The sequence below is a fragment of the Muricauda sp. MAR_2010_75 genome (assembly GCF_000745185.1).
GTDB lineage: Bacteria > Bacteroidota > Bacteroidia > Flavobacteriales > Flavobacteriaceae > Flagellimonas.
In genome coordinates this window covers 832,971-856,644 of record NZ_JQNJ01000001.1, presented here as the reverse complement: position 1 = coordinate 856,644, position 23,674 = coordinate 832,971, and the positions used below count along the sequence as shown (strand labels likewise).

Sequence of the window (23,674 nt, the reverse complement as noted above, 5' to 3'; positions counted from 1 at the left end):
GAACATTATATAAATAAACCAGTAACCAAATACTTATTTATATAACTTAATTAAAACTAGAATTATGGCACAGTCAAAATCAACAAAAAAGCTGTTTAATATGGCCTACGGGCTTGGAGCATCGGTAGTAATTATTGGTGCATTGTTCAAGATCCTTCACTGGGAGTTTGGACCACTTACAGGTGGACTTCTTCTTGCAGTTGGACTTATTACTGAAGCATTGATCTTCGCTATCAGTGCATTTGAACCAGTAGACGACGAATACGATTGGTCTTTGGTATACCCAGAATTGTCTGGTGGCCAAGCAGATTCCAAAAGAAAGCAGGATGCTAAAGATGCTAAAGAAGCTGAAGGTATCCTTTCCAGAAAATTGGATGAGCTTCTTAAGGAAGCCAATATTGATTCTGAGCTTTTCTCAAGCTTGGGTGAAAGTATCAAGAGTTTTGAAGGTGCCGCTAAAAATATCGCTCCAACTACGGATGCGATCCAGCACACCAAGAAATACTCTGAGGAATTGTCCCATGCCGCTGCTCAGATGGAATCTTTGAACAGCTTGTACAAAGTTCAGTTGGAAAGCGCTAGCCGTCAAGCCTCCATTAACGAGGAAGTGGTACAAAATGCAGGTGCATTGAAAGACCAAATGGAATCTTTGGCAACCAACCTTTCTTCGTTGAACGGAGTTTACGGTGGTATGCTTACCGCCATGGGTGGAAGAAACTAATTAGGATATCAAATTAAGCGATATCAACAAAAACCCAAATCAAATTAATTTATAATTCTAATTAGATAAACATGGCATCAGGAAAACAAACGCCACGTCAGAAGATGATCAACCTTATGTATTTGATCTTCATCGCGATGTTGGCCCTTAATATGAGCAAGGAAGTACTTGCCGCTTTCGGACTTATGAACGAAAAGCTGGAAACTTCCAACAGTAACATGGATGAAAACAACTCTAGTTTTTTTGCAAGCTTGGAAACCAAAGCTTCTGAAAACGAAGAGGAGTATGGCGAACTGTACAAAGACGCTCAAGAGATCAAACAACTTTCAGATAACTACTATAGCTATCTGGAAGGGTTGAAAAAGGAAATGACCGCAGATTTGGAAGACCCAAAAGACTATGTGGTTATGGACAAGTCTGATTACTTGGACCAAAAATTCTTCCAGGGCGACAATTTGGGCCCAGAAGGAAAAAAGTTCATGGATCAAATCAATACCTACCGTGAAGGTGTGATCAACGCATTGCCGGAAGGCGAGTTTGAAGCATTGAAATCAGCGGTTAAAACACGTTTTGCAACAGGTGATGAAGATGGTAAGGTTGAAAAGAGAGACGGTACACGTCAAGATTGGATCAACTATCACTACGAAGGGTTCCCATTGGTAGCCTCTTTGACCAAGATGACCCAGTTGCAGGCCGATATTAAAACCACTGAACAAGAGGTATTGAAAACCCTTTTGGAAGGTGAGTTGACGGAAGCTGTATCCTTGACCAATTTCGCTAGTGCATTGTCCGCTCCAAAAACGGCTTACTATGCAGGTGAGAAGTACGATGGTAAGATCATTGTTAGCAAAACTGACAAGACTTCCACGCCTGTAAAAGCTGAATTGACTTTGGACGGAAGACCATTGACAGAAGGTAAAGATTACGAATTGGAAGCTGGTGGTATCAAGATGTTGATCAGTGCCGGTACCCCAGGGGATCACACCATCAAAGGAACCATGACCTATATGCAGGATGGCGTTGAAGTGCCAGTGGAGATAGATAATACCTTCGCTACTATTTCTATGCCTAATGCCGCTGTTATCTCTGCAGATAAAATGAACGTAGTTTACCGTGGTGTGGCCAACCCAATGACCATCTCCATTCCTGGTATTCCAGATAATAAGGTTAGTGCCAACGCTCCTGGTCTGACCAGAAGAAGTGGAAGCAATTATGTGATGAACCCAGGTACAGGTAGATCAGTTACTATTACCGCTTCAGGTACATTGCCAGATGGTAAAGGTATCTCCACCAAGTCTGAGTTCCGTATCAAGGATATTCCAAGACCAGCTGGTACTGTGCGTGGTGAGTCTGGTAGCATTCAAATGCCAAGAAGAAACTTGGAGATTTCTACCATCGGAGCCATGTTGGAAGACTTTGATTTTGATTTGAACCTAGCAGTTGGTCAGTTCAAGTTCAAGGTGCCAGGTCAGCCTACGGTTGTTGTTAATGGTAACAAATTGGACAACAGAGCCAAGTCTGCCTTGAGTAGGGCTGGTAGAGGTGACGCTGTTCAAATTTTTGACATACAAGCGTACATCACCAACAACAAGACCTACAAATTGAAAAAGGTATCTCCTGTTGTTGTTGAGATTACAAACTAATAAAGTATATAAGTGATCATGAATTGGAAAAATGCATTAGTAATCGGATTGTTGGGTGTATTGCCCGTATCAATGATGGGACAGGCAAACATTTTAAACGCCAAGTTACCAGAGGAGATCGGTAAAAAGACCCAAGCTCAAATAGAGCAAGATGCCGATGAGCCATTGGAATATGGTTACGTGGATGATAGGGATATCCTATGGTCCAAGACCATATGGGAAATCATCGATCTTGACGAGAGAGTTAACTTTCCGCTATATTATCCAACCGATACCATAGGTATTGGAAAGGATAGAAGGTCACTATACCATGTTTTGATGAAAAACATCCGAAACGGTAAATTGACCGAGGTCTACACCGACTCTTACTTTACGGAAAAGAGAAAGTTGGAAGACCTTTCGGCAACCTTGAGCAAAGTGGATACCACAGACCTAGGGTACGAACAATACAATGCGGGCGAACAAATTTCTCCAGAGTTCATCAACAAAAGAGATCTTACCGCAGCAGATATTGAAGAGTACCGAATTAAAGGAATCTGGTATTTCGACAAGCGACAAGGAGAGCTTAAGTATCGTTTGTTGGGAATTGCACCTGTTGCACCGGACGTTAACTTCATCGATGATGAGTCCGTTGATCCAGGACAGAACAAAGTTGAATTGTTCTGGGTGTGGTACCCTGCAGCAAGACAAATTCTGCACGAAGCCAAAGTTTACAATCAGCAGAATTCGGCAAGACCCATTTCCTTTGATATGTTGTTGAACGCACGCCGTTTTAACGCGGTCATCTACAAAGAGGAAAACGTTCACGAAGACCGTGAAATAGACGATTATATTTTTGACAATGCATTGTTCCAACTCTTGGAAGCTCAACGAATCAAAGAGCAGATAAGAGACAGGGAGCAAGATATGTGGGCGTATTAATGACGCTCAACTTTGAAAGCCCTTTGGCGTATCAAAGTTGTAAGCGGAATTAATCCCGATGGATATCGGGACACCCCAAACAAATATTTCCAATTCAATACAGCTAACGCCGCACTTTTGTGCGGCGTTTTTTGTTTCAAGAAAAACCAACTAGCCCACAAAAACCCGATCAAGATGGCTAATTTTGCCCTATGTTGGATTACATTGTAGTAGGTCTCGGTTTGGCGGGAATCTCTTTTTGTGAAGTTTTGGAAAAAGAAGGTAAATCCTTTAAAGTGAATACGGATAATTCCCAGCAAGCTTCGCAGGTGGCCGGAGGACTGTACAACCCAGTGATTCTAAAACGCTTTACCCTAGCTTGGAAGGCCAAGGAGCAAATGGAACTGGCCCAACCCTTCTATGCTGATTTGGAGCAAAAATTGGGGAAGAAATTGGACTACAAAGTTCCAGTACTTCGACGATTTGCTTCCGTAGAAGAACAAAATGCGTGGTTTGAAGCTTCCGATAAGCTCGGGTTAAACCATTTCTTGTCCACAACACTCATTCAAAATAAAAACCCCAGTATTGATGGCTCTTTTGGTTTTGGTGAAGTAAAATATACGGGAAGGATAGACACGGCCACTTTGGTGGAATCCTATTCGGATTATTTGCAGAAAAAAGGACTTTTGGAGCGAGAATCTTTTGATTTCTCTTGCTTTGAGCATCAGGAGGGACATATTTCGTATAAATCAATACAAGCCAAGCAAATTGTTTTTTCATGCGGTTATGGGCTTAAAAACAACCCTTATTTCAATTATTTGCCGCTAAATGGTACCAAAGGAGAGCTTTTAACCATTAAGGCACCGGATTATAAAGAAGAAAATGTGATAAAATCATCAGTTTTCACGATTCCATTGGGCAGTGACCTTTATCGAATTGGTGCTACCTACAAATGGAAGGACAAGACCAACGAACCTACCGAAGCGGCCAAAAAGGAACTTTTGGACAAACTAAAGACCTTTTTAAAGTGTGATTTTGAGATCGTGGACCATGTGGCAGGTATTCGTCCCACAGTGGTGGACCGGAGACCTTTGGTTGGTCAGCATCCAGAGTACAAAAACCTGTATGTGTTGAATGGATTTGGGTCTAGAGGAGTGCTTATCGCTCCTTATGCCTCCGCCCAGTTATTCAATTATCTTGAACGCCAAATTCCACTTGATCCGGTAATCAATATCCAAAGATTTACAAAGAAATATTACAAAAATTAACCTTCAACTGCAGGGTGATGTTTTTTTGCGGCAGTTGGATCATATTTGATGAAAAAATTGATCCAAATATTTCGTGAAAACCGGATAATCACAGGCATAAAAACAACCAAAGTGCCCACAATGGCAATAAAAGTAACTGGAAGTGACGCTCCCAAGAACAAAAAGGCAATTACAAAAGCAGCCACGGCAAAGGCAATCCCAACGCCATAGCTTACATACATGGAGCCATAGAAAAACGAAGGCTCAATCTTATATTTTGTGCCACAGTGCGAACAACGTTCGTGCATTTTAAACAGTTGCGAAAGCGCATAAGGATTGGTGTTTTCATACATACTCTCCTCATGGCATTTGGGACAACTTCCTGTTAAAATACTGTACAGTTTGGTTCCTTTTTTTAACATTTGCAGCGATTTTGATGCAAAAATACGGATTCACCGAATTTTGCTGTGTAATTCAAGTCACATTTAAATGCTAAATATTCATAATCTTTCAGTAGCCTTTGGAGGCGAATATCTTTTTGAGGAAATCGCGTTTCGATTAAACGGGGGGGACCGGGTAGGTCTTATCGGAAAAAATGGAGCCGGGAAATCCACGCTGCTTAAATTACTGGCCAAGGAAATGGCTCCAGATGAAGGGACCATCGCTACTGAAAAAGATGTAAAAATTGGATTTTTAAAGCAGGACATTGATTTTGAACAGGGTAGGACGGTTTTGGAAGAATCCTACCAAGCTTTTTCTGAAATCCAATCCTTGGAGGCCCAATTGGAGAAAATCAACACTGCTTTGGCGGAACGCACCGATTATGAAAGTGATTCGTACCATCAACTGATGGTGGATTTGAACGATGTGACCCATCACTACGAGATTTTAGGCGGCTACAATTATCAGGGAGATACGGAAAAAGTATTGTTGGGACTCGGGTTTAAACGCGAGGATTTTAACAAATTAACCGATACGTTTTCCGGCGGATGGCGTATGCGGATTGAATTGGCCAAATTGTTGCTTCAAAACAACGATGTATTGCTGTTGGATGAGCCCACCAACCACTTGGATATTGAATCCATCATTTGGTTGGAACAGTTTCTGAAAAGCTATCCTGGAGCAGTGGTGATCGTTTCCCACGATAAAATGTTCCTGGATAATGTCACCAACCGCACCATTGAAATTTCCTTGGGCCGAATTTATGATTACCCAAAACCGTATACCAAATTTTTGGAATTGCGGAAGGAAATGAAGGAGCAACAACTCAGTGCTCAAAAAAACCAAGAAAAACAGATTGCACAGACCGAAAGGCTCATTGAAAAATTCAGGGCGAAGTCCAGCAAGGCCAGTATGGCGCAATCACTCATTAAAAAGTTGGACAAAATGGAGCGGATTGAAGTGGATGAAGAGGACAACAGCGTCATGAACGTTCGCTTTCCAGTCTCTGTTAATCCAGGTAAAGTAGTGGTAGAGTTGGAAAACCTTTCCAAGAGCTACGGCAAAAATGAAGTCCTCCGAGATATTGATTTACTGGTTGAACGAGGTAGCAAAACCGCTTTTGTCGGTCAGAATGGGCAAGGAAAAACTACTTTGGCCAAGATTATTGTGGGTGAATTGGACCATACCGGTGATATGAAAATCGGACACAATGTACAATTGGGCTATTTTGCACAAAACCAAGCGGAGTATCTGGACGGAAGTAAAACTATTTTGGACACCATGACAGATGCCGCCAATGAGGGCAACCGAAGTAAGGTCAGGGACATTTTAGGTTCTTTTCTCTTCCGGGGAGATGAGGTGGATAAGTACGTAAAAGTCTTGTCTGGTGGGGAGCGAAACCGGTTGGCTTTGGCCAAAATGTTGTTACAGCCCTTTAATGTGCTAATCATGGATGAGCCTACCAACCACTTGGACATCAAATCCAAGAATGTACTAAAACAGGCCCTCCAAAATTTTGAAGGCACCTTGATCTTGGTCTCTCACGATCGGGATTTCCTACAAGGGCTTACGGACAGGGTGTATGAGTTTAAAGAGGGCAATATCAAGGAGTATTTGGGGGATATCGATTTTTATCTGGAACAACGCAAGGCAGAGGATTTCAGAAAGATTGAGAAAGGAGAAAAGAAGGTGGAAGAAAAAGTTCAGGTAGAGGAGAAAGAAAGCGATTACCATACCCAGAAAAAGCAAAAATCATTAAAAAATAGGCTGAGCGGAGTAGAAAAGAAGATTTCGCAGTTGGAAAAAGAGATTGGAGATATAGACCATGAGTTACTCATGGATTATGACAAAACCATAGCCAAACCCAATTTTTTTGACAATTACCAAAGAAAAAAGAAGAATTTGGAGATCCTGATGGAAGATTGGGAGAAGCTTTCCCACGAATTGGAATCGTTAAATTGACCCTAAACCGGAAATTTAGACCACATTTTTACTCTTGTTCACAACAATTTACGGACTTTTCGCCGATTATATTTGTAATCTTTTACGTATTCTTCTTACTTTGTAGGTAAATTCTTTATCATCAAATAAGTATTCAATGATTCGATTGGCCATTTTTTTCATATTCTTGATGTCCCCCTTTAGTCAAGTCTCAGCCAATGCGGAAATTTCCCAAAAGGAAAAGAATGCTCTTATTGATTTGTACAACAGTACCAATGGGAGTAAATGGAAAACTACATGGGATTTGGAAGCACCAGTAGATAGCTGGAAAGGCGTTGAGGTTAAAGATGGACATGTTGTGGGGCTTAAATTGTTCATGAACAATTTAGAAGGTGTGCTTCCCGAAAGTATCGGAAAGCTAAAATACCTTACTAACCTGAACTTGGCGTTCAATAGTATTACTGGGGTATTGCCCAAAGACATTGTTAAGCTGGAGAACCTAAAAGTGCTCCAATTGGAGATGAACCGAATCAAAGGCTCCATTCCTGATGGAATTGGACAACTTGAAGAGCTGCAGGTCTTTTCCATGTTCAATAACTTTTTGAGCGGTCCCATACCAGAATCCTTGGGTGAACTTAAAAATTTGCGGGAACTCAATCTGTCCAGTAACAACTTAAAGGGCATTATTCCAAAGAGTATCGGAAATCTCACAAAATTGGAAACCCTGGGTCTCTTTGAAAATAGTTTGGAGGGAAGCATCCCACAAGAAATTGGGAATTTGGGCAAGCTTAAGGAATTGGTATTGGCCAACAACCAATTGGGAGGAGAGATTCCTGCCGAATTTGGACAATTGGCAAGCTTGCAGATACTACAGATCCAGAATAATAGATTCGATTCATATACGGGGCTCAAATCCATGAATGCCAATCAATTTTTGGTGTTCGATTCAGACGATAAGTCCCTAGAGCCAAGATTCAATGAAATTCACTTTGAACGTACACGCATGGCGGATACAAAATTCGAAGATGAAAACGAAAACGAGTAGTTAGTTAATACTTTAGTTTGTTTGGTTTGGGGATACAGGCGTGTATCCCCTTTTTTTTTTGGGTAACAATTATGAAATATTTAACCATTCAAGAAGGCTCTAGGGAATAGTTTTGTACCACTAATTCAAAATCTACGCATGCGCAAGCTGATCATCTCTGCCGTAGTGGGCGGCATAATCATATTTGGGTCCTTGTATTTTGCCGGGCTTATTGCCAATAGCAAGGATACGGGGCGGCCAGAATCACAAAGAGTGGTAAAAACCGTTTTTGTGGATACCGTACAAAATACTACCGTTCCCATTATGGTGCCCGCCAATGGTAATTTAAGAGCCAAGAAAAGGGTAGAACTTTACTCAGAAGTACAAGGCGTTTTCAGGCAAGGCAGTAAATTGTTCAGAACGGGCCAAGAATACAGCGCAGGACAAACCTTGATTCGCATTGATGCCAATGAATACTATGCCAGTGTACAATCGGCCAAAAGTAGTCTGTACAACTTGCTTACCTCCATTATGCCCGACCTTCGGTTGGACTATCCGGAGATTTATCCCAAATGGCAAGAATATCTGAACAGTTTTGACCTGGCCAAGACCACTCCCGAACTACCCGAAATGTCTACCGAAAAAGAAAAGTTCTTCATTACGGGGAGAGGGGTCATTTCCAATTATTACAACGTAAAGAACATGGAACAGCGATTGGTAAAATACACCATAACGGCTCCGTTCCATGGCGTTTTAACCGAAGCGTTGGTCACCGAGGGTACACTGATCCGTTCGGGCCAAAAATTAGGGGAATTCATCAATACCGAGGCATATGAACTGGAAGTTTCAGTGGGAAAGACCTATGGCGACTTTTTGCGTGTAGGAAAAAAAGTGGAGCTTTTCAATTTGAACAAAACCCAAACCTATACAGGAGAAGTAATCCGGGTGAATGGCCGTGTTGACCAAAATTCCCAGACCATAACCGTTTTTATTGAGGTACGCGGAGACAACCTTAAAGAAGGTCAATATCTAGAAGCCAATCTTGAAGCAAAGGAAGAAACCGATGCCATTGAGATAAATCGTTCCCTATTGCTGGATAACAATCAAATTTTTGTGGTTCGGGATTCCATTTTGGATATCATAGACGTTAACCCAGTTTATTTTACCGACAAAAGAGTAGTGCTTAAGAATGTTCCCAATGGCGAAGTTATTGTGGCAAAACCAATATCTGGCGCCTATGCCGGAATGTTGGTAAAGGTGTTTGACGAGAAGGAATCCAAAAGCGCACAATTGTGAAAAAGGTAATCTCTTATTTTATTAAATACCATGTGGCCGTCAACGTTATCGTTGTAGCATTTTTGGTTTTTGGTATTGTGGGTGCCCTGACCCTAAAATCTTCCTTTTTCCCGCTGTCGGAATCCAGAAATATTATGATCAACATTACCTATCCCGGAGCATCACCCCAGGAAATCGAGGAAGGTATCACTTTAAAGATCGAGGATAACCTAAAAGGATTGCAAGGTGTGGAGCGGGTCACCTCCACTTCTAGGGAAAACAGTGGTTCCATCAATGTTGAGATTGAAAAAGGAAGGGATATTGATTTTATGCTCTTGGAGGTCAAAAATGCCGTGGATCGGGTCCCAACTTTCCCTACGGGAATGGAACCATTGATTGTTTCCAAGCAAGAACCGGTACGCCCAACCATTAGTTTTGCGATAAATGGGAACGGTGTTCCTTTGGCCACCTTAAAACAGATTGGTCGCCAGATTGAAAATGATCTTAGGGCCATTGATGGTATTTCCCAGATTCAACCCTCGGGTTATCCCGACGAGGAAATTGAAATCGCTGTTGACGAAAATAGTCTGTTGGCCTATAACCTGTCCTTTACCGAAGTGGCTCAAGCCGTGGCCAATGCCAATATTTTGGTGACAGGAGGTAATATTAAAACGGTTACGGAAGAATATCTGATTCGGGCAAAGAACCGATCCTATTACGGAGACGAACTTTCAAACATTGTGGTGCGGGCAGACGCTGCTGGTCGTACAGTCCGGTTAAAGGATGTGGCCATAATTCGGGATCGTTTCTCAGAAACCCCAAATGCGTCCTATTTCAATGAAAATCTGGCGGTGAATATTACCGTTACCAGTACCAATACCGAGGATTTGATCGGCTCTGCCGAGAAAATCAAGGAATACATGAAGGATTTCAATGAGAAACACGCCAACGTGCAATTGGAAATCATTGATGACCGTTCCAAAATATTGACACAACGTACCCAATTGCTCACGGAAAATGCCATTGTGGGAATGATTTTGGTACTGATTTTCCTCTCGCTATTTTTAAATACACGTCTGGCGTTTTGGGTTGCATTCGGATTGCCCATTGCTTTTTTGGGAATGTTCGTATTTGCACCCTTGTTCAACGTTACCATAAACGTACTGTCCCTTTTTGGGATGATCATCGTCATTGGTATTTTGGTGGATGATGGAATTGTGATAGCCGAGAATATCTATCAGCATTATGAAAAAGGAAAACCCCCCGTTCGTGCTGCTATAGATGGAACCATGGAGGTGATACCTCCCATTATTTCAGCGATCATTACCACAGTTTTGGCTTTTTCGGTTATCCTGTTTTTGGATGGCCGTATTGGTGAATTTTTTGGTGAGGTTTCTGTAATTGTGATTTTAACCTTGGTGGTTTCATTGATAGAGGCGTTGATCATTCTCCCAGCCCACTTGGCACACTCCAAGGCACTTCATCCACAGAAAGAGGGTCCAAAAAGTGGAATAGCCAAAGTTTTTGCGAAGTTGCGGGTAATCAATAAAATGGGGGACAGATTCATGGCTTGGATGCGTGATAAATTGTACAGTCCAGCACTAAAATTTGCGTTGGAGTACAAATTTTTAACGTTCGCTCTCTTTTTTATGGCATTGGTGTTGACATTGGGCTCCATTGGTGGTGGAGTCATTAGAACATCATTTTTCCCAAGGATCGCCAGTGATCAAATTTCAATTGAATTGCTAATGCCAAATGGCACCAACGAAAAAGTTACCGATTCCATTATTAGTCTTATTCAGGAGAAAGCCCATATCGTTAACCAAGAACTTACGGATAAGTATTTACAAGAGACCGATAAAGAGCTTTTTGAAAACATGATCAAAAATTTGGGACCCGGATCATCGGCAGCCACATTGGAAATCAATTTGTTGCCTGGTGAGGAACGCCCGGATGCAATAAGGGCAGATATGGTGACCACACGACTTAGGGAATTGGTGGGGCCTGTGGTAGGTGTGGAAAGCTTGATTTATGGTTCAGGGGGTAATTTTGGCGGATCTCCCGTATCGGTGTCGTTGCTGGGTAATAATATAACCGAGCTAAAGGCAGCAAAGCAGGAATTAAAAAATGCCATGCTCAACAATGGGAACTTAAAAGACGTTACGGACAATGACCCGGCAGGAATCAAGGAAATACGTTTGCAGTTAAAGGAAAATGCCTACTTGTTGGGATTGGACCTTCGTTCTGTGATGAACCAGGTGCGGGCAGGATTTTTTGGCGCACAAGCACAGCGTTTTCAACGTGGTCAGGATGAGATCAGGGTTTGGGTGCGTTATGATCGTGAAAACCGTTCCTCCATTACAGATTTGGATGAAATGCGGATTTTGGCCCCCACTGGGGAGCGAATTCCATTAAAGGAAATCGCCACCTATTCCATTGAACGGGGCGATGTGGCCATAAACCACTTGGATGGCCAACGTGAAATTCAGGTGTCCGCTGATTTGACCGACCCGGAGACCACCAGCGGAACAGATGCCATGGGCTGGATACGGAGTGAGGTAATGCCCGATATTTTATCAAAATATCCTACCATTACCCCATCTTATGAAGGTCAGAATAGGGAAGCGAACAAATTCATAAACTCCCTGAGATTTGTGGGATTGACCGTGCTGTTCCTTATTTTCATCACCATTGCTTTTACCTTTAGAAGTTTTAGTCAGCCATTGCTGCTCCTACTTTTGGTGCCATTTAGTTTAACGGCAGTGGCCTGGGGACATTGGATACACGGATTCCCCATCAATATTCTTTCCATGCTGGGTATTATAGCCCTCATAGGGATTATGGTAAATGACGGTCTGGTTTTAATAGGGAAATTCAATATCAATTTACGTAATGGGCTAAAGTTTGATGAAGCACTCTACGAAGCCGGAAAATCCCGATTTAGAGCGATATTTTTAACATCCATTACAACCATAGCGGGCTTGGCGCCCCTCTTACTGGAGAAAAGTAGACAGGCGCAATTCTTAAAGCCCATGGCCATTTCCATTGCTTATGGAATAGGATTTGCCACTATACTTACCCTTTTAATGCTGCCGCTCTTTCTTTCTTTTGGGAACAATGTTAAAGTGTGGGCCAAAAGATTATGGACCGGAGAAAAAGTATCCCATGAAGAAGTGGAACGCGCCATCAGGGAACAGCACGAAGAACAACAGATGCTCGAGGAAAGTGGAAACAGCCTTAATGGGCACATAAGCCATGAAGAATCTGAGGAAGAAACTTCAAAAGTTTTAGAAGAGACGACATAATGAGAAGCATTTTTTATACGCTACCCCTTTTTTTATTGTTTTTTGGTTATTCGGCAACAGCCCAAGAGGAAACCCTTTCAAAGGAGGAAGCCATACAATTGGTATTGGAGAACAATTTGGGCATTCAAGTGGCGAGAAATACCAAAAGAATTGATGAAAACAATGCCAGTATCCTTAATTCTGGGTATTTGCCCACAGTTACAGCGAACGGAGCAGGAACCATAGATCGCCAGAATACAGAGGGTGTATTGGCCAATGGCGAGACACGTACTGCGGATGGGGCTGAAACCCGCAGGTATAATGCTTCCCTAAACGTAAATTACACCTTGTTTGATGGACTAGGGCGCCTTTACAACTATAAAAGCTTTAAGGAGCGGTCCCAACAATCGGAATTGGAAGTAAAACAGACTATTGAGACCACCATTTTGCAGCTTTTTTCTGTGTATTATGAAGTGGCTCGCCTAACCGAGAACACAGCCAACTTGGAGGAGGCGCTTGAAATTTCAAAAGATAGGCTTACAAGGGCACGTTATCAATTTGAATATGGACAAAATACAGGTTTGGATGTGCTCAATGCCGAGGTGGACATCAATACGGACAGCATCAATCTACTCAACTCCCGGCAACAATTGCGCAATACCATGCGGGATTTGAACCTTATTCTCAATAGGGAACTTTCCACCCGATTTGAAATTGATACCACGGTGAATTTTATACCGGGCCTACAGATGGAGAGTATGCACAACGAGGCCAAAATGAACAATGTTCGGTTGCAAATAGTGGAAAAAGACATCAGCATAAGCAATTACAATATAAAAGTGGCCCGAAGCAACTTTTTGCCGACCATTGGTCTTACCGGTACTTATGGCTGGAACGAGTCCACCAACAATAGCCCGCTTGCATTTTCCCTTCAAAATACCTCCACAGGGGTTACGGGAGCCATTAATCTCAGCTGGAACTTATTTGATGGAGGTAGAGCGATTACAGGTGCAAAAAATGCCAAAATAACCTATGAGAACCAAGAACTGATCAAAAAGCAGATAGAGTTGGAGGTGGAGCGGGATATACGCAATGCATGGGACAGCTACACCAATGCCCTTTACATATTGGAAGTTCAGGAAAAAAACCTACAGACCAACCAAAATAACTTTAACCGAACCGATGAACGGTATCAATTGGGGCAGGTTACTTCAATTGAATTCAGACAGGCACAATTGAACCTGTTGAATGCTGAATTGGCCAAAAGTCAGGCCAAGTACAATGCCAAGCTTGCCGAACTGCAGATGTTGCAGATCAGCGGGCAGCTCCTCAATATAGATTTTTAAGGGATAACCACTTATGTACGAGCATTTTTTTCAATGCCCTTATTGCTGGGAAGAAATATCCTTTCTTTTGGATAGTTCCGTATCGGACCAAACCTATGTGGAAGATTGTGAGGTCTGTTGTAATCCCATTGAAATTCGGGCCCATTTTAAAAATCAAGAATTAATGGCTTTTGAAGCTCGGGAATTGGGTCAATAAGATTGTCTGCCAAGATTGTCAACTCTACAAGTACATCAGTACTATTTTTATGGCAATGGCATCAATGTAATTCTAGGCAGATTTAGAGTATCTGTCTCTCCATTTTTCTATGGTAAATTTCCTGTAATGGGTTGGGGTGACACCCTTAAGTTCCTTGAACTTTCGATTAAAATTGGCAATGTTCAAAAAGCCGCACTGTTCAGAGACTTCCGAGATGGGCAGGTCATTGTCTTTAAATAGCAAACGGCATGCATGCTCAATCCTGATTTCAATCAAAAATTGGAAAAAAGTCTTATTGGTACGCTTTTTAAAGTAGCGACAAAAAGCATTTTTACTCATATTGGCCTTTTCAGCCACCATTTCCAAAGAAAAGGGTTCATGGAAATTGCTCAGGGCATAATCTATGACATTGTTCATGCGATTGCCCTCATCTTCCGTATATTTTTTCCGATAGACAAATGTGGACAAGGGCTGTTTGTCCGAAGAAATCATAATATCCAGTATATTCAACAGCGTGGCTATGCGCTGGATGCGACTTTGGTTTTTTAAGTTTTCAAAAAGTAAACTGAGTCGTTCATTTTCAGATAATATTTTCATTCCATATCCGGATTCTTCAAAAAAGTTTTGAAGCCGGGTCATATCAGAAAGCGTAAAAAATTCTTTTCCAAATGATTCCTTGGTAAAGAATAAGGTGTACATGACAGATTTTGATGACGCTTTTGAGTCGCTTCTGAAAACGTGGGGGACATTTTCGCCTATCACAAGTATGTCGTTGGCTTTAAAATCACTTATGGTGTCACCTACTACAATAGACCCCTCACCAGAGACAATATAGCTTATTTGTATCTCTTCATGTTGATGCAGTTTGTCGTAGAAAAGTAGGCCAGAATCTTCTTGGTAGACCAAAGCCTCTTGCTCTGGTTTGGGGATTTTAAAAGGTAGAATTTTCATGTTTGGAATACTTTTACCATTTCTTTGTAAAAAAGTACTAACATTTTTCAATTCATGCAATTTTGAGGATAATATAGTATCAGTATTGGGTAATAAACTAATGGCTAAGCTGCAATTAGTCCATTTTTTTGGAAAAATCACTCAAATACCCCTCAAACGGATATTATTTTAAGTCTGGGTAATTGTACCCTTTTCTAAAACAATTGTCACTTTTTGTTGGATATGGAAAAGGAAAAAGATGGGGCTTTGGACAAACACCCAGAGTTGTGACAAAATGCTTAATTTCACAGGTGTAGTTAAAAATCAAAATCAGAATACAATGAAAAGCTTATTTGTAAGGAATTTGCATGTTTTGTTGGTGCCGTTGACTGCACTGACCATCTTTTCTGCATGTAAAAATTCGAATGAACCAGCGTGGTTCAAAGAGAACCAAGAATTGATTGCAAAACATCAATTGGAGGTAAAAAATTTATCCAATTTACCTGAAAACGGTATCGAACCTAACCTTAGGGTAGGTGAGGCCGTAAATCTTGGGGATTTGGACCTTACCGAAATTCAACCTGGTGTCAATGGAAAAGTATTTTGGTCTAAGGGAACCATGACAAGTGTCCTAAATCTTGAACCAAATGCGGTGGTGGAAGAGGAAGAATTGCCTGCAGATCGTTTTCTTTTTGTATTGGAAGGTTCCATTGAACAATTGATCAATGGAGGGTTTGTACCAATGCTTTCCAGAGAAAGGGAAGAACCCGATGGAACCCATAGCGGTACTCCAAGAACTGATTTTGTGTATTTGGAAAAAGGCAGTTCCAATGCCATCAAAGCGGGTCCAGATGGTGCCAAAATCATGGAAATTTATAGTCCCTATCGTTTGGATTATCTGGAAAAAGCTGGTGTGGAAAATTTGCCTTCAGCCTTGGAAGATCTGAATGAAATATATCCGCCAAACATTGAGCCCGGCAAAGTGTATGATTTTTATGATATCCAGTTCACCAAAATTGGGGAAGGGGCACATGCCCGGATTATTTCTGGGAGAAACATACAGCTCAGCTTTGTTTCCATGGATCCACTAACCAATTCTCCGGCGCATATTCATCCGCAAGAGCAGATTACTTATGTATTGCGTGGCAATTTATCAGAAAAAGCCATGGACACGCCCGTTGCCATGGATGCCATGGATGCTCTTCTTGTACCGGGCAATATGGTGCACAGTGCTTCGGTTGGCGATGTTGGTTCTGATGTTTTGGATATTTTCTGGCCCGCTCGAAACGATTATTTGGAAAAGAACAAGGATGCTTTAGAGGCGTATCATAAAATCATTCCAAAGGATGCTGAACCCGAATTATTGGTGGATGGCTCCAAGACCGAACCCCGCTTAACCTTTAGCGAAGGGCCAAAATGGTTAAATGGGAAGATCTATTTTTCCAATATGTACTTTGACCAAAATTGGAATGGAGACCCAGCCCAAAGCTCCATTGTTGAATTGGACCCAGATGGTTCATACCGCAATATTACCGAAGGTAAAATGCAAGCAAATGGTTTATACCCCTACAAAAATGGGAATCTAATTGTTTGTGACATGCTTGGACATCGTGTAGTAGAAATGACCACCGAAGGCAAAGTTGTGCGTGTTATAGCCGATTCGTATAACGGAAAACCCATCGATGGACCCAATGACATCATCACGGATGCCAAAGGAGGGATTTACTTTACCGATCCACAATTTACCATGGAGGCAGAAAAGTTTCAACCAGGGAGGGCTGTGTATTACATCACTCCAAAAGGTGAGGTAAAGCGATTGGTGGAGCCCAACGAATTTGCCATGCCCAATGGCATCCTTTTATCTCCAGATGGAAAGACCTTATACATTAACAATTGCTACGATGATGAATCGTGGTATCCCGTGAACAGTGAAAAGGAGAATTTCATCTGGGCGTATGATGTAAATGAAGATGGAACCATTGCCAATGGCCGCAAATTCGCCAAATTGTTCCTTACCGGACAAGTGTTGGACCGCAAAGGAAAATCGTCAAGTGCGGATGGTATGGCCATTGACACCATGGGCAATATTTATGTAGCCACATATTATGGTGTACAAATCTTTAATGCCGAAGGAAATTATGTGGGGATGATCAACTTGCCAAGTTTTCCTGTCAGTCTTTGCTTTGGGGGAGAGGATATGAAGACTCTCTACATGGTGAGTTATGACAAAGTGTATAAGATACGCACCAATATGAAAGGCTTCGTAAATTATTTATAATTGACCTTAAAAATTGGGTGTACCCTATACCTTAATTTGGTAGGTTTTATTGGTCATCATCGCCCATAACAAAATAGCCACGCCATTTGAATTCTTTGGCCAAGGAAGTTGCAGCCGGCCACGCAATTTGATGCTGGTCGCTTGCTACCCATTTACGTCGTTTTTGCTCTGTTTCAAAAGAAATGAGGATTTGGTAATTGTAGGTAGTGGGTTCTGCTTCGATTTCCTTGGCTTGGTCTGGAGAGTACAGGCGCAATAATTTTGAGCTTAAGTACCCATCCTGAACAATCATGGCGGGCACATAGATGGAATAGTACATTTCCTCAAAGGCTTGGGCATTTTTCTTTTCAACCACAAAATCCATTTCCAAAACCATGGCCTTTGGCTCTTTTAATGGCTTTTTAATATCCCATTTTTTGGATGCGGAAATTCCAATGATCAACAATTCCACAGTGTCATTACCAGTGTTGTTCAGTGTAATATGCTCTCCAACCCTTCCGAAGAAAGCATCGTCCTTTCCAAATGTTCCGGATTTGCCATCCGCAGTTATTGTTCCTGAGCCGTTGATGACATAATAAACGGCCTCCATACCTTCAAGCTGATGAGAGTCTGTCTTGGTTCCAGCGGGAATGGTCAAATGGTCTACAGCGTTCCAGTTGGTAGAAAAGACATCAGACCCAAATACCCGTCTGTAGGATACACCTTTACCCGAGTAAGGCGTTCTCTCGGATTTTAGCAGCTCCTTATCCAATTTACCTGAAACAAAAACAGGTATTGGGTCCAGGGTTGCTCCTACCCGGTCATCTCCTAGATCAAAAGCACCTCCCCGCCCTTTAACTGTGCTTACCGCAAAATTGAGCCACTGTACCGGTTGGTCTGTTGCATTGTAAATGGCATGCGAATCGCCCATTTTACAAGGAACGAGAGCAGGAGCCTTAATGGTTGAGGTTCTGCCGTTAATGGTGAATTCCGCTTCTCCGGAAAGAAGCACATACATTTCTTCAATATCATGATGAAAATGATGGCCAATTCCAGACTTGCCGGCAATGGTCCCCGTGTGCAGATACAGAAAATTGGTGGAAAGGTCATTTCGGCCTATAAGCTGAGTGAACCCCATACTTCCTGCACCGGCATGTACCGATGTCAAATCTCTGTAAGTTGATGGGTCGTTGTGGATGATACGGTTCTGTATCGATTGGGCAGATAGACTGCCTGTTACTATAATCAAAATGATGGCAAAAAGTGCTCTCATGCTATTGAAATTTTTTGGTTTAAAATTCAAAACTGTATTGATCGATGATTACTGTTTTTGGTTACATCCCTGAACTATTTTTCAGGTAAAGCATAAACTACATACCCCCTTGGTAAAGCGCCAGGCTTTTTGGACTGGTCGTAAGTGCCTCTAAAAAAATTGGAATTGGCGTTCACCACCAAGTATTGCTTCCCATTTAGAGTGTACATACTGGGTTGCGCATTGGATTCGTGACTCATTGTGGTTTCCCAAAGCGTTTCTCCAGTATCTTGATCAAAAGCATACAATTTTGCACCTTTTGCTGTGGCAAAAACCAAACCAGTGGAGGTAATTACCATTCCCTTTCGTTGGATTCCTTGTGGTGCCCCTTTGCTTGGGTCGCCTTTGGCATACAATGAATCTATTCCTACGGGCTTTTTCCACTTTATTGTTCCCTCGTTTAGGTCATAGGCTAATACAGAAGACCAAGGTGGGTCAATAAGTGCAGGCCAATCCAATCCATATTCTGTGGTATATTGTGCATCAGGATGCTCCGCGCCTTCCGGGTATTCCCGCATGGGAGCGCCTCTTTTTGCATCAGGTTTTATGGGAGCTCCACCAGAAGCTACCACTGGTCCTTCCGGGATGCTTTCCTCAGCAGCCACCCTTCTGAAGGGGTTGCTTACAGGGTTCCCACCCAAAAATTTGAACAAGGCCTTTAGAGATTCTTCATCCACATGAACCAGCCCGGGCATTTGCCCACGACCATTTAGTACAACCTCCTTAAAATTGTCATAGCCCATGTGGTGCCCAATATTCAGCAGTGAAGGTCCGGCACCACCTTCCATATTTTGTCCATGGCAGGCAATACATGTGGAACTATATAGATTTTGTACCCTGTCCACATCATTTTGGGAAAGGTCCTCTTTTGGAGGCTCCACCTTGTTCAACCGATAGGTTGAAGCATATTCCTGGGTCATGATGTACATGATTCCTTTGGATGGGTTACCAGCAGTGTTGCCAAAATTAGCCCCGCCAAGTGCCCCTGGCATGGCTATGATCTCATATTGGTCAGATGGGGGGAGGTATAGCTGGGATTTTGAAGAATCCAATCGTTTTACCCAGGCCTGTTTAATGCTATCAGGAAAATGGGGATTAAGATTTTCCAGATTAACTTCATGTCTGGTAAAACTGGGAAGTGAGGGTATGGGCTGTGTTGGCCATGCTTCTTCACCGGGCATGTTACTGGGAGGAAACGATTTTTCCTCAATAGGGAAAATAGGTTCCCCGGTCACACGATCAAAAACAAAGACAAAACCCTGTTTGGTGGCAATGGAAACTGCATCGATGGATTTCCCTTCGCGTTGCACCGTAACCAACTGTGGAGCACTAGCCAGATCATAATCCCAAAGATCGTGGTGCAAGGTTTGATAATGCCAGAGGCGTTCCCCGGTTCGAGCATCTACCGCGACCAATGAGTTGGCAAAAAGATTACTGCCCAAACGGTCTGCCCCATAATAATCGTATGTGGGTGATCCAAGGGGTAAATAGGCAATGCCCCGTTCCACATCTACCGATATTTCACTCCAAGCATTGGTGCCCCCAGCGTATTTATAGGCATCTTTGGGCCAGGTGTCATACCCAAACTCTCCCGGCTGTGGAATGGTATGGAAAGTCCATTCCAAATCCCCGGTTACCACATTATAAGCTCTTATATGCCCGGGTGGGGAGAAATACGTTTCGCCAGTTGAGGAACCTAGAATGAGCAAATCCTGATAGAGTACGCCGGGCATCATGGACTGAATCCGAACGATGGTTGATGGGTCTCGGCCCAGCCCTTTCCGAAGATCTACATACCCATCTTCTCCAAAATCCATTATGGATTTTCCTGTGGTGGCATCAATAGCTTGAAGGGAATTGTTCAAGGTGAAGATCAGGCGTTTATCTTTTTTATCGGGACTTTCCCAATAATTGATACCTCTTCGGGTGATGCCCTTGAGATTGGCATGAATCCAGATTTCCTCACCTGTTTTGGCATTTAAAGCGATTAGGGAACTGCTTTTTCCAAGGACGTACATGGTGGAATCAACAATGATAGGACTGAAGAAATTGAATTCATCCCCCGTGGGGTAGACCCATGCAACTTCCAACTCATCAACATTTTCTTTGGTGATTTCGGAGGCATTAAAATATCTGGACTGGTCGGGAGAACCGCCATAATGTGTCCAAGTGGTATGTGGATTTTCTGGTTTTTCGGAACTGCATCCGATTAAAAAAAGAATTGTGAAAAGTAAAAATAAAGGGTAATAAGCCCCAGAGTAACGTGCATACATTGTTTGTAAGAATTATTAATTCTTATGACATTGGCCCTTTCTATCGTTGCTCTGGAATAAAATACTTAAGGGCGTCCAAGTATTTTACGGGGCGAAAAATACAATTTATTTGGGAAATCTTAGTCAAACTTGATACAGATGGTGTTTTTTTAATGACACTGCTTTCAAAATGAAGAAGATAAAGAAACCATAACGTTAAAACATCAAAAAATGGATAGCTTGCAGCTATTTATAGGTTGACTTAATAAGAAGTCAAAAACCGAAGATATAGAACCAAAGGAAAACTATAGAAATGAAAAGAAGTATACTAATCGCATTTGTTTTGGGCATTGTACTCAATGTCAATGGTCAGAACTTGGAAGTTATTTCCTATAATATTAGATATGATAACCCCAATGACAAACCGAACCATTGGGACAATCGGAAGGAATTTCTAATAGCGCAATTAAATTTTTATGCACCCGATGTCTTTGGGACGCAAGAAGGACTTGTCCATCAATTAAAAGCCATTGATGATGGATTGGATAAGTACACCTATTTTGGTGTGGGCCGCGATCATGGTGACGATAGGGGCGAGTTTACCGCTATTTTTTATAATAAAGACAAACTCAAAGTATTGGATGAAAGTACTTTTTGGCTTTCTGAAACACCAAAAGTTCCATCCAAAGGATGGGATGCAGCTTTACCACGAATCTGTACCTACGGACTTTTTGAAAACAAGGAAGATGGGAGTAAATTCATGGTTTTCAATACCCATTTTGATCATGTTGGGGTAAAGGCCAGGGAAGAAAGTTCCAAACTGATTCTCGAAAAAATAAAGGAATTCAATCCATCTAACCTACCTGTTATTTTAACGGGCGACTTCAATTTGGAGAGTGAAAGCCCAGGGGTACAGGTGATTTTAACTGAAATGGAAGATGCCCATATTGCAGCTGGGGAAAATGCTTTTGGTCCTATTGGAACCTTTAATGGTTTTGATTTTGCCAAACCTGTGGAGCGAAGAATAGATTACATTTTTGTTTCTCCGGATAGCATTGAGGTCATTAAAAGTGCCATTTTGAGCGATTCCAAAGACCTGAGATACCCTTCGGATCACTTACCGGTTTTTGCCCAGTTGAGATTTAAAAACCAATAGGTCTGACCTATTGGTTCTGTCAAGATCTAACATAACCCTCTGAAAATAAAAGGCTTTCTTCAACGTTCAAGGATATGGGAACTAAGGTGACATGTTTTTTGGCATGTTTGTTGGTTTATACTTATTCCCAAATTCTTACTGTAGCCTTACCCCTTTTAGGACATCGCTAAATTCATAAAATTATCATTAATGTTGTCTGTTTCGGGGAAGAATTCTTCCCCGAAACGTTTCTTGTATTCCCTGGGCGGCATATCCCCGATGGATGAATGGGGATGCCTTGTATTGTAATCCTCCATCCATTTTTGGGTCAGTGCCCTTACTTGGTGGAGGTCGTTGAACCAATAGGCATCGAGCACATCCTCCCTGTAAAACCTGTTCAGGCGTTCCATATATCCGTTCTGCATGGGCTTGCCGGGCTGGATGAACTGCAGCTCGACACGTTTGGCCTTGCACCATTGTGATAGGGCCTTGGATATGAACTCCGGACCGTTGTCGCAGCGTATGGTCTTTGGCAGGCCTATTTCCTCCTCCAGTTGTGATAAGGTCTCCACTACCCTTATCGCCGGATAGTTCAGCCCCACGTCCATGGCCAGTGCCTCCCGGTTGCAGTCGTCCATCACATTGAACACCCTTATCTTCCTTCCATCGGACAGCACATCGGCCATAAAGTCCATGCTCCAGACCTCGTTGAGCTCCATCGGGGCCCCCAGTGGGTTCTTTGTCCTTGCAGGAAGCCTCTTCTTGTGCTTCCTCCTGAGTTTTAGGTTCATGGACCTGTAGACCCTCAACACCCGTTTCCTGTTCCAGTTGCGGCCTTCGCGACGCAAACGCTTGTAATACACCTCGAATCCCCTTGTCGGCAGCTCTTCGGCCAGCCTGGAAAGGGCATCGACGACCTCGGTGTCGTCCCTCCTGCTATGGTAGTACCACATCGACCGGGCAAGGTCCAGTACCCCACAGGAACGCGATACACATACAGAATAGGCCTCCTGGAGATATTTGGCGCGCTGCTTCTTGTCGGAAGGCCCTAGAACTTTTTTGACAGTACGTCCTTGAGCATACGGATGTCAAGACTGGCATCGGCGTACATCTGCTTGAGTTTGCGGTTCTCCTCCTCGAGTTCCTTCAAGCGCTTCATATGCGCAACTTCCATGCCCCCGTACTTCTTCCTCCAATAATAAAAAGTGCTGGTGTCAATCCCCATCTCACGGGATATGTCACCCACCTTGCGGCCCTGTTCGTTCTCTTTCAGTGCCTTGATGATCTGGCTCTCGGTAAACTTGCTTTTTTTCATGTGACAGTTAAAATTTAAAGTTAGAAAATCTGAATTTTAAACTGTCCTATTTTTAGGGAAGGCTACATTTTTAGGGAAGGCTACACCCACTTTTCCTTTCTTCACTTCTCTCCTTTGGACAGGATTTGTCATGTGATGATTTTAAAGAAGGAGAGTTTATTTCAAGCATGACCGAACCTGTGAAAATAGAATGGAAAATTGTCAGAGAGGGAATTTCCCAAATAGAAATCCCTGGGGAATTGCCAGATGAATTAAAAGGAACTGACTTCCCAATGGATCCACGATATGGAATTATAGAATGGATAGATGATTTGTAAGCTTCCCTTAGATAGAACTGCTTTCTTTTCCAATTTCACCAAGGTTATTGTCTTTAATTTATTGCACCATAATTCATAATGCACCAAAAAACATCAAATTTTTTGTACCAAAATAAAAAAGTTTGGATTCTGTACCTA

General features: G+C 42.4%; 18 protein-coding genes. 13 read left to right on the top strand and 5 right to left on the bottom strand.

The genetic code is table 11. The features are described 5' to 3' along the window. The first annotated feature begins 64 nt into the window (after positions 1-64). The 4 genes from gldL to FG28_RS03795 all read left to right on the top strand — a co-directional run bounded on the left by gldL (position 65) and on the right by FG28_RS03795 (position 4,532). Positions 65-721, top strand: a complete 657-nt coding sequence (gene gldL / locus FG28_RS03810) for a gliding motility protein GldL (RefSeq protein ID WP_036380122.1) — start codon at positions 65-67, stop codon at positions 719-721. Between the two features lie 71 nt (positions 722-792). Further along, positions 793-2,364, top strand: coding sequence for a gliding motility protein GldM (gene gldM / locus FG28_RS03805; protein WP_036380121.1), 1,572 nt, complete (start codon positions 793-795; stop codon positions 2,362-2,364). 18 nt (positions 2,365-2,382) lie between these two features. Next, positions 2,383-3,285 carry a gliding motility protein GldN gene (gene gldN / locus FG28_RS03800; RefSeq protein ID WP_036380120.1) on the top strand — a complete coding sequence of 301 codons (903 nt, stop codon included), beginning with the start codon at positions 2,383-2,385 and terminating at the stop codon, positions 3,283-3,285. Positions 3,286-3,476: 191 nt separating this feature from the next. Further along, entirely contained in the window at positions 3,477-4,532 is a 1,056-nt protein-coding gene (locus FG28_RS03795; protein ID WP_036380118.1) for an FAD-binding oxidoreductase, read from the top strand. Here the strand turns inward: FG28_RS03795 and FG28_RS03790 are convergent. After that, positions 4,529-4,933 (bottom strand): DUF983 domain-containing protein, encoded by a 405-nt coding sequence (locus FG28_RS03790; protein ID WP_036380116.1) that lies wholly within the window; start codon positions 4,931-4,933, stop codon positions 4,529-4,531. The two genes, FG28_RS03795 and FG28_RS03790, sit on opposite strands and share 4 nt — an antisense overlap. A gap of 67 nt (positions 4,934-5,000) precedes the next feature. On the opposite strand from FG28_RS03790, the gene abc-f reads away from it, so the two are divergent. The 6 genes from abc-f to FG28_RS03760 all read left to right on the top strand — a co-directional run bounded on the left by abc-f (position 5,001) and on the right by FG28_RS03760 (position 14,018). Further along, the gene (gene abc-f / locus FG28_RS03785; protein ID WP_036380114.1) at positions 5,001-6,914 is read left to right on the top strand and encodes a ribosomal protection-like ABC-F family protein; all 1,914 of its coding nucleotides are present in this window, start codon (positions 5,001-5,003) and stop codon (positions 6,912-6,914) included. A 136-nt stretch (positions 6,915-7,050) separates the two neighbouring features. Continuing rightward, complete coding sequence (locus FG28_RS03780; protein ID WP_036380112.1) at positions 7,051-7,938, top strand: hypothetical protein; 888 nt, start codon at positions 7,051-7,053, stop codon at positions 7,936-7,938. A gap of 138 nt (positions 7,939-8,076) precedes the next feature. After that, positions 8,077-9,213, top strand: coding sequence for an efflux RND transporter periplasmic adaptor subunit (locus tag FG28_RS03775; RefSeq protein WP_036380111.1), 1,137 nt, complete (start codon positions 8,077-8,079; stop codon positions 9,211-9,213). Then, a complete protein-coding gene (locus FG28_RS03770; protein ID WP_036380109.1) occupies positions 9,210-12,497 on the top strand; it encodes an efflux RND transporter permease subunit in 3,288 nt (1,095 codons plus the stop codon). Before FG28_RS03775 ends, FG28_RS03770 begins: the two co-directional genes overlap by 4 nt. Beyond that, positions 12,497-13,822 (top strand): TolC family protein, encoded by a 1,326-nt coding sequence (locus FG28_RS03765; RefSeq protein ID WP_036380107.1) that lies wholly within the window; start codon positions 12,497-12,499, stop codon positions 13,820-13,822. The genes FG28_RS03770 and FG28_RS03765 overlap by 1 nt, the downstream gene beginning before the upstream one ends. A gap of 13 nt (positions 13,823-13,835) precedes the next feature. Continuing rightward, the gene (locus FG28_RS03760; protein ID WP_036380105.1) at positions 13,836-14,018 is read left to right on the top strand and encodes a CPXCG motif-containing cysteine-rich protein; all 183 of its coding nucleotides are present in this window, start codon (positions 13,836-13,838) and stop codon (positions 14,016-14,018) included. A 72-nt stretch (positions 14,019-14,090) separates the two neighbouring features. Here FG28_RS03760 and FG28_RS03755 read toward each other — a convergent pair whose 3' ends face one another. Then, entirely contained in the window at positions 14,091-14,969 is an 879-nt protein-coding gene (locus FG28_RS03755; protein WP_051947564.1) for an AraC family transcriptional regulator, read from the bottom strand. A gap of 319 nt (positions 14,970-15,288) precedes the next feature. Between FG28_RS03755 and FG28_RS03750 the strand changes: the two genes are divergently transcribed. Then, positions 15,289-17,226, top strand: coding sequence for an SMP-30/gluconolactonase/LRE family protein (locus tag FG28_RS03750; protein WP_051947563.1), 1,938 nt, complete (start codon positions 15,289-15,291; stop codon positions 17,224-17,226). A 46-nt stretch (positions 17,227-17,272) separates the two neighbouring features. Here the strand turns inward: FG28_RS03750 and FG28_RS03745 are convergent, their stop codons facing one another. Together FG28_RS03745 and FG28_RS03740 are read right to left on the bottom strand one after the other, a co-directional pair. Further along, positions 17,273-18,478, bottom strand: coding sequence for a cupin domain-containing protein (locus tag FG28_RS03745; RefSeq protein WP_036380104.1), 1,206 nt, complete (start codon positions 18,476-18,478; stop codon positions 17,273-17,275). A 74-nt stretch (positions 18,479-18,552) separates the two neighbouring features. Further along, positions 18,553-20,790 (bottom strand): PQQ-binding-like beta-propeller repeat protein, encoded by a 2,238-nt coding sequence (locus FG28_RS03740; protein ID WP_051947171.1) that lies wholly within the window; start codon positions 20,788-20,790, stop codon positions 18,553-18,555. 292 nt (positions 20,791-21,082) lie between these two features. Between FG28_RS03740 and FG28_RS03735 the strand changes: the two genes are divergently transcribed. Beyond that, entirely contained in the window at positions 21,083-21,925 is an 843-nt protein-coding gene (locus FG28_RS03735) for an endonuclease/exonuclease/phosphatase family protein (protein ID WP_036380102.1), read from the top strand. A gap of 155 nt (positions 21,926-22,080) precedes the next feature. On the opposite strand, the gene FG28_RS03730 is transcribed toward FG28_RS03735, so the two are convergent. Continuing rightward, positions 22,081-23,219, bottom strand: a protein-coding gene (locus tag FG28_RS03730) for an IS3 family transposase (protein ID WP_231562584.1) whose coding sequence is annotated in 2 segments (ribosomal slippage) — positions 22,081-22,958 and positions 22,958-23,219 — 1,140 coding nt in all. Because the reading frame shifts where the segments join, the coding sequence is not laid out codon by codon here. A gap of 125 nt (positions 23,220-23,344) precedes the next feature. Between FG28_RS03730 and FG28_RS03720 the strand changes: the two genes are divergently transcribed. Beyond that, a complete protein-coding gene (locus FG28_RS03720) occupies positions 23,345-23,536 on the top strand; it encodes a hypothetical protein (protein ID WP_036380100.1) in 192 nt (63 codons plus the stop codon). Positions 23,537-23,674: the final 138 nt, after the last annotated feature.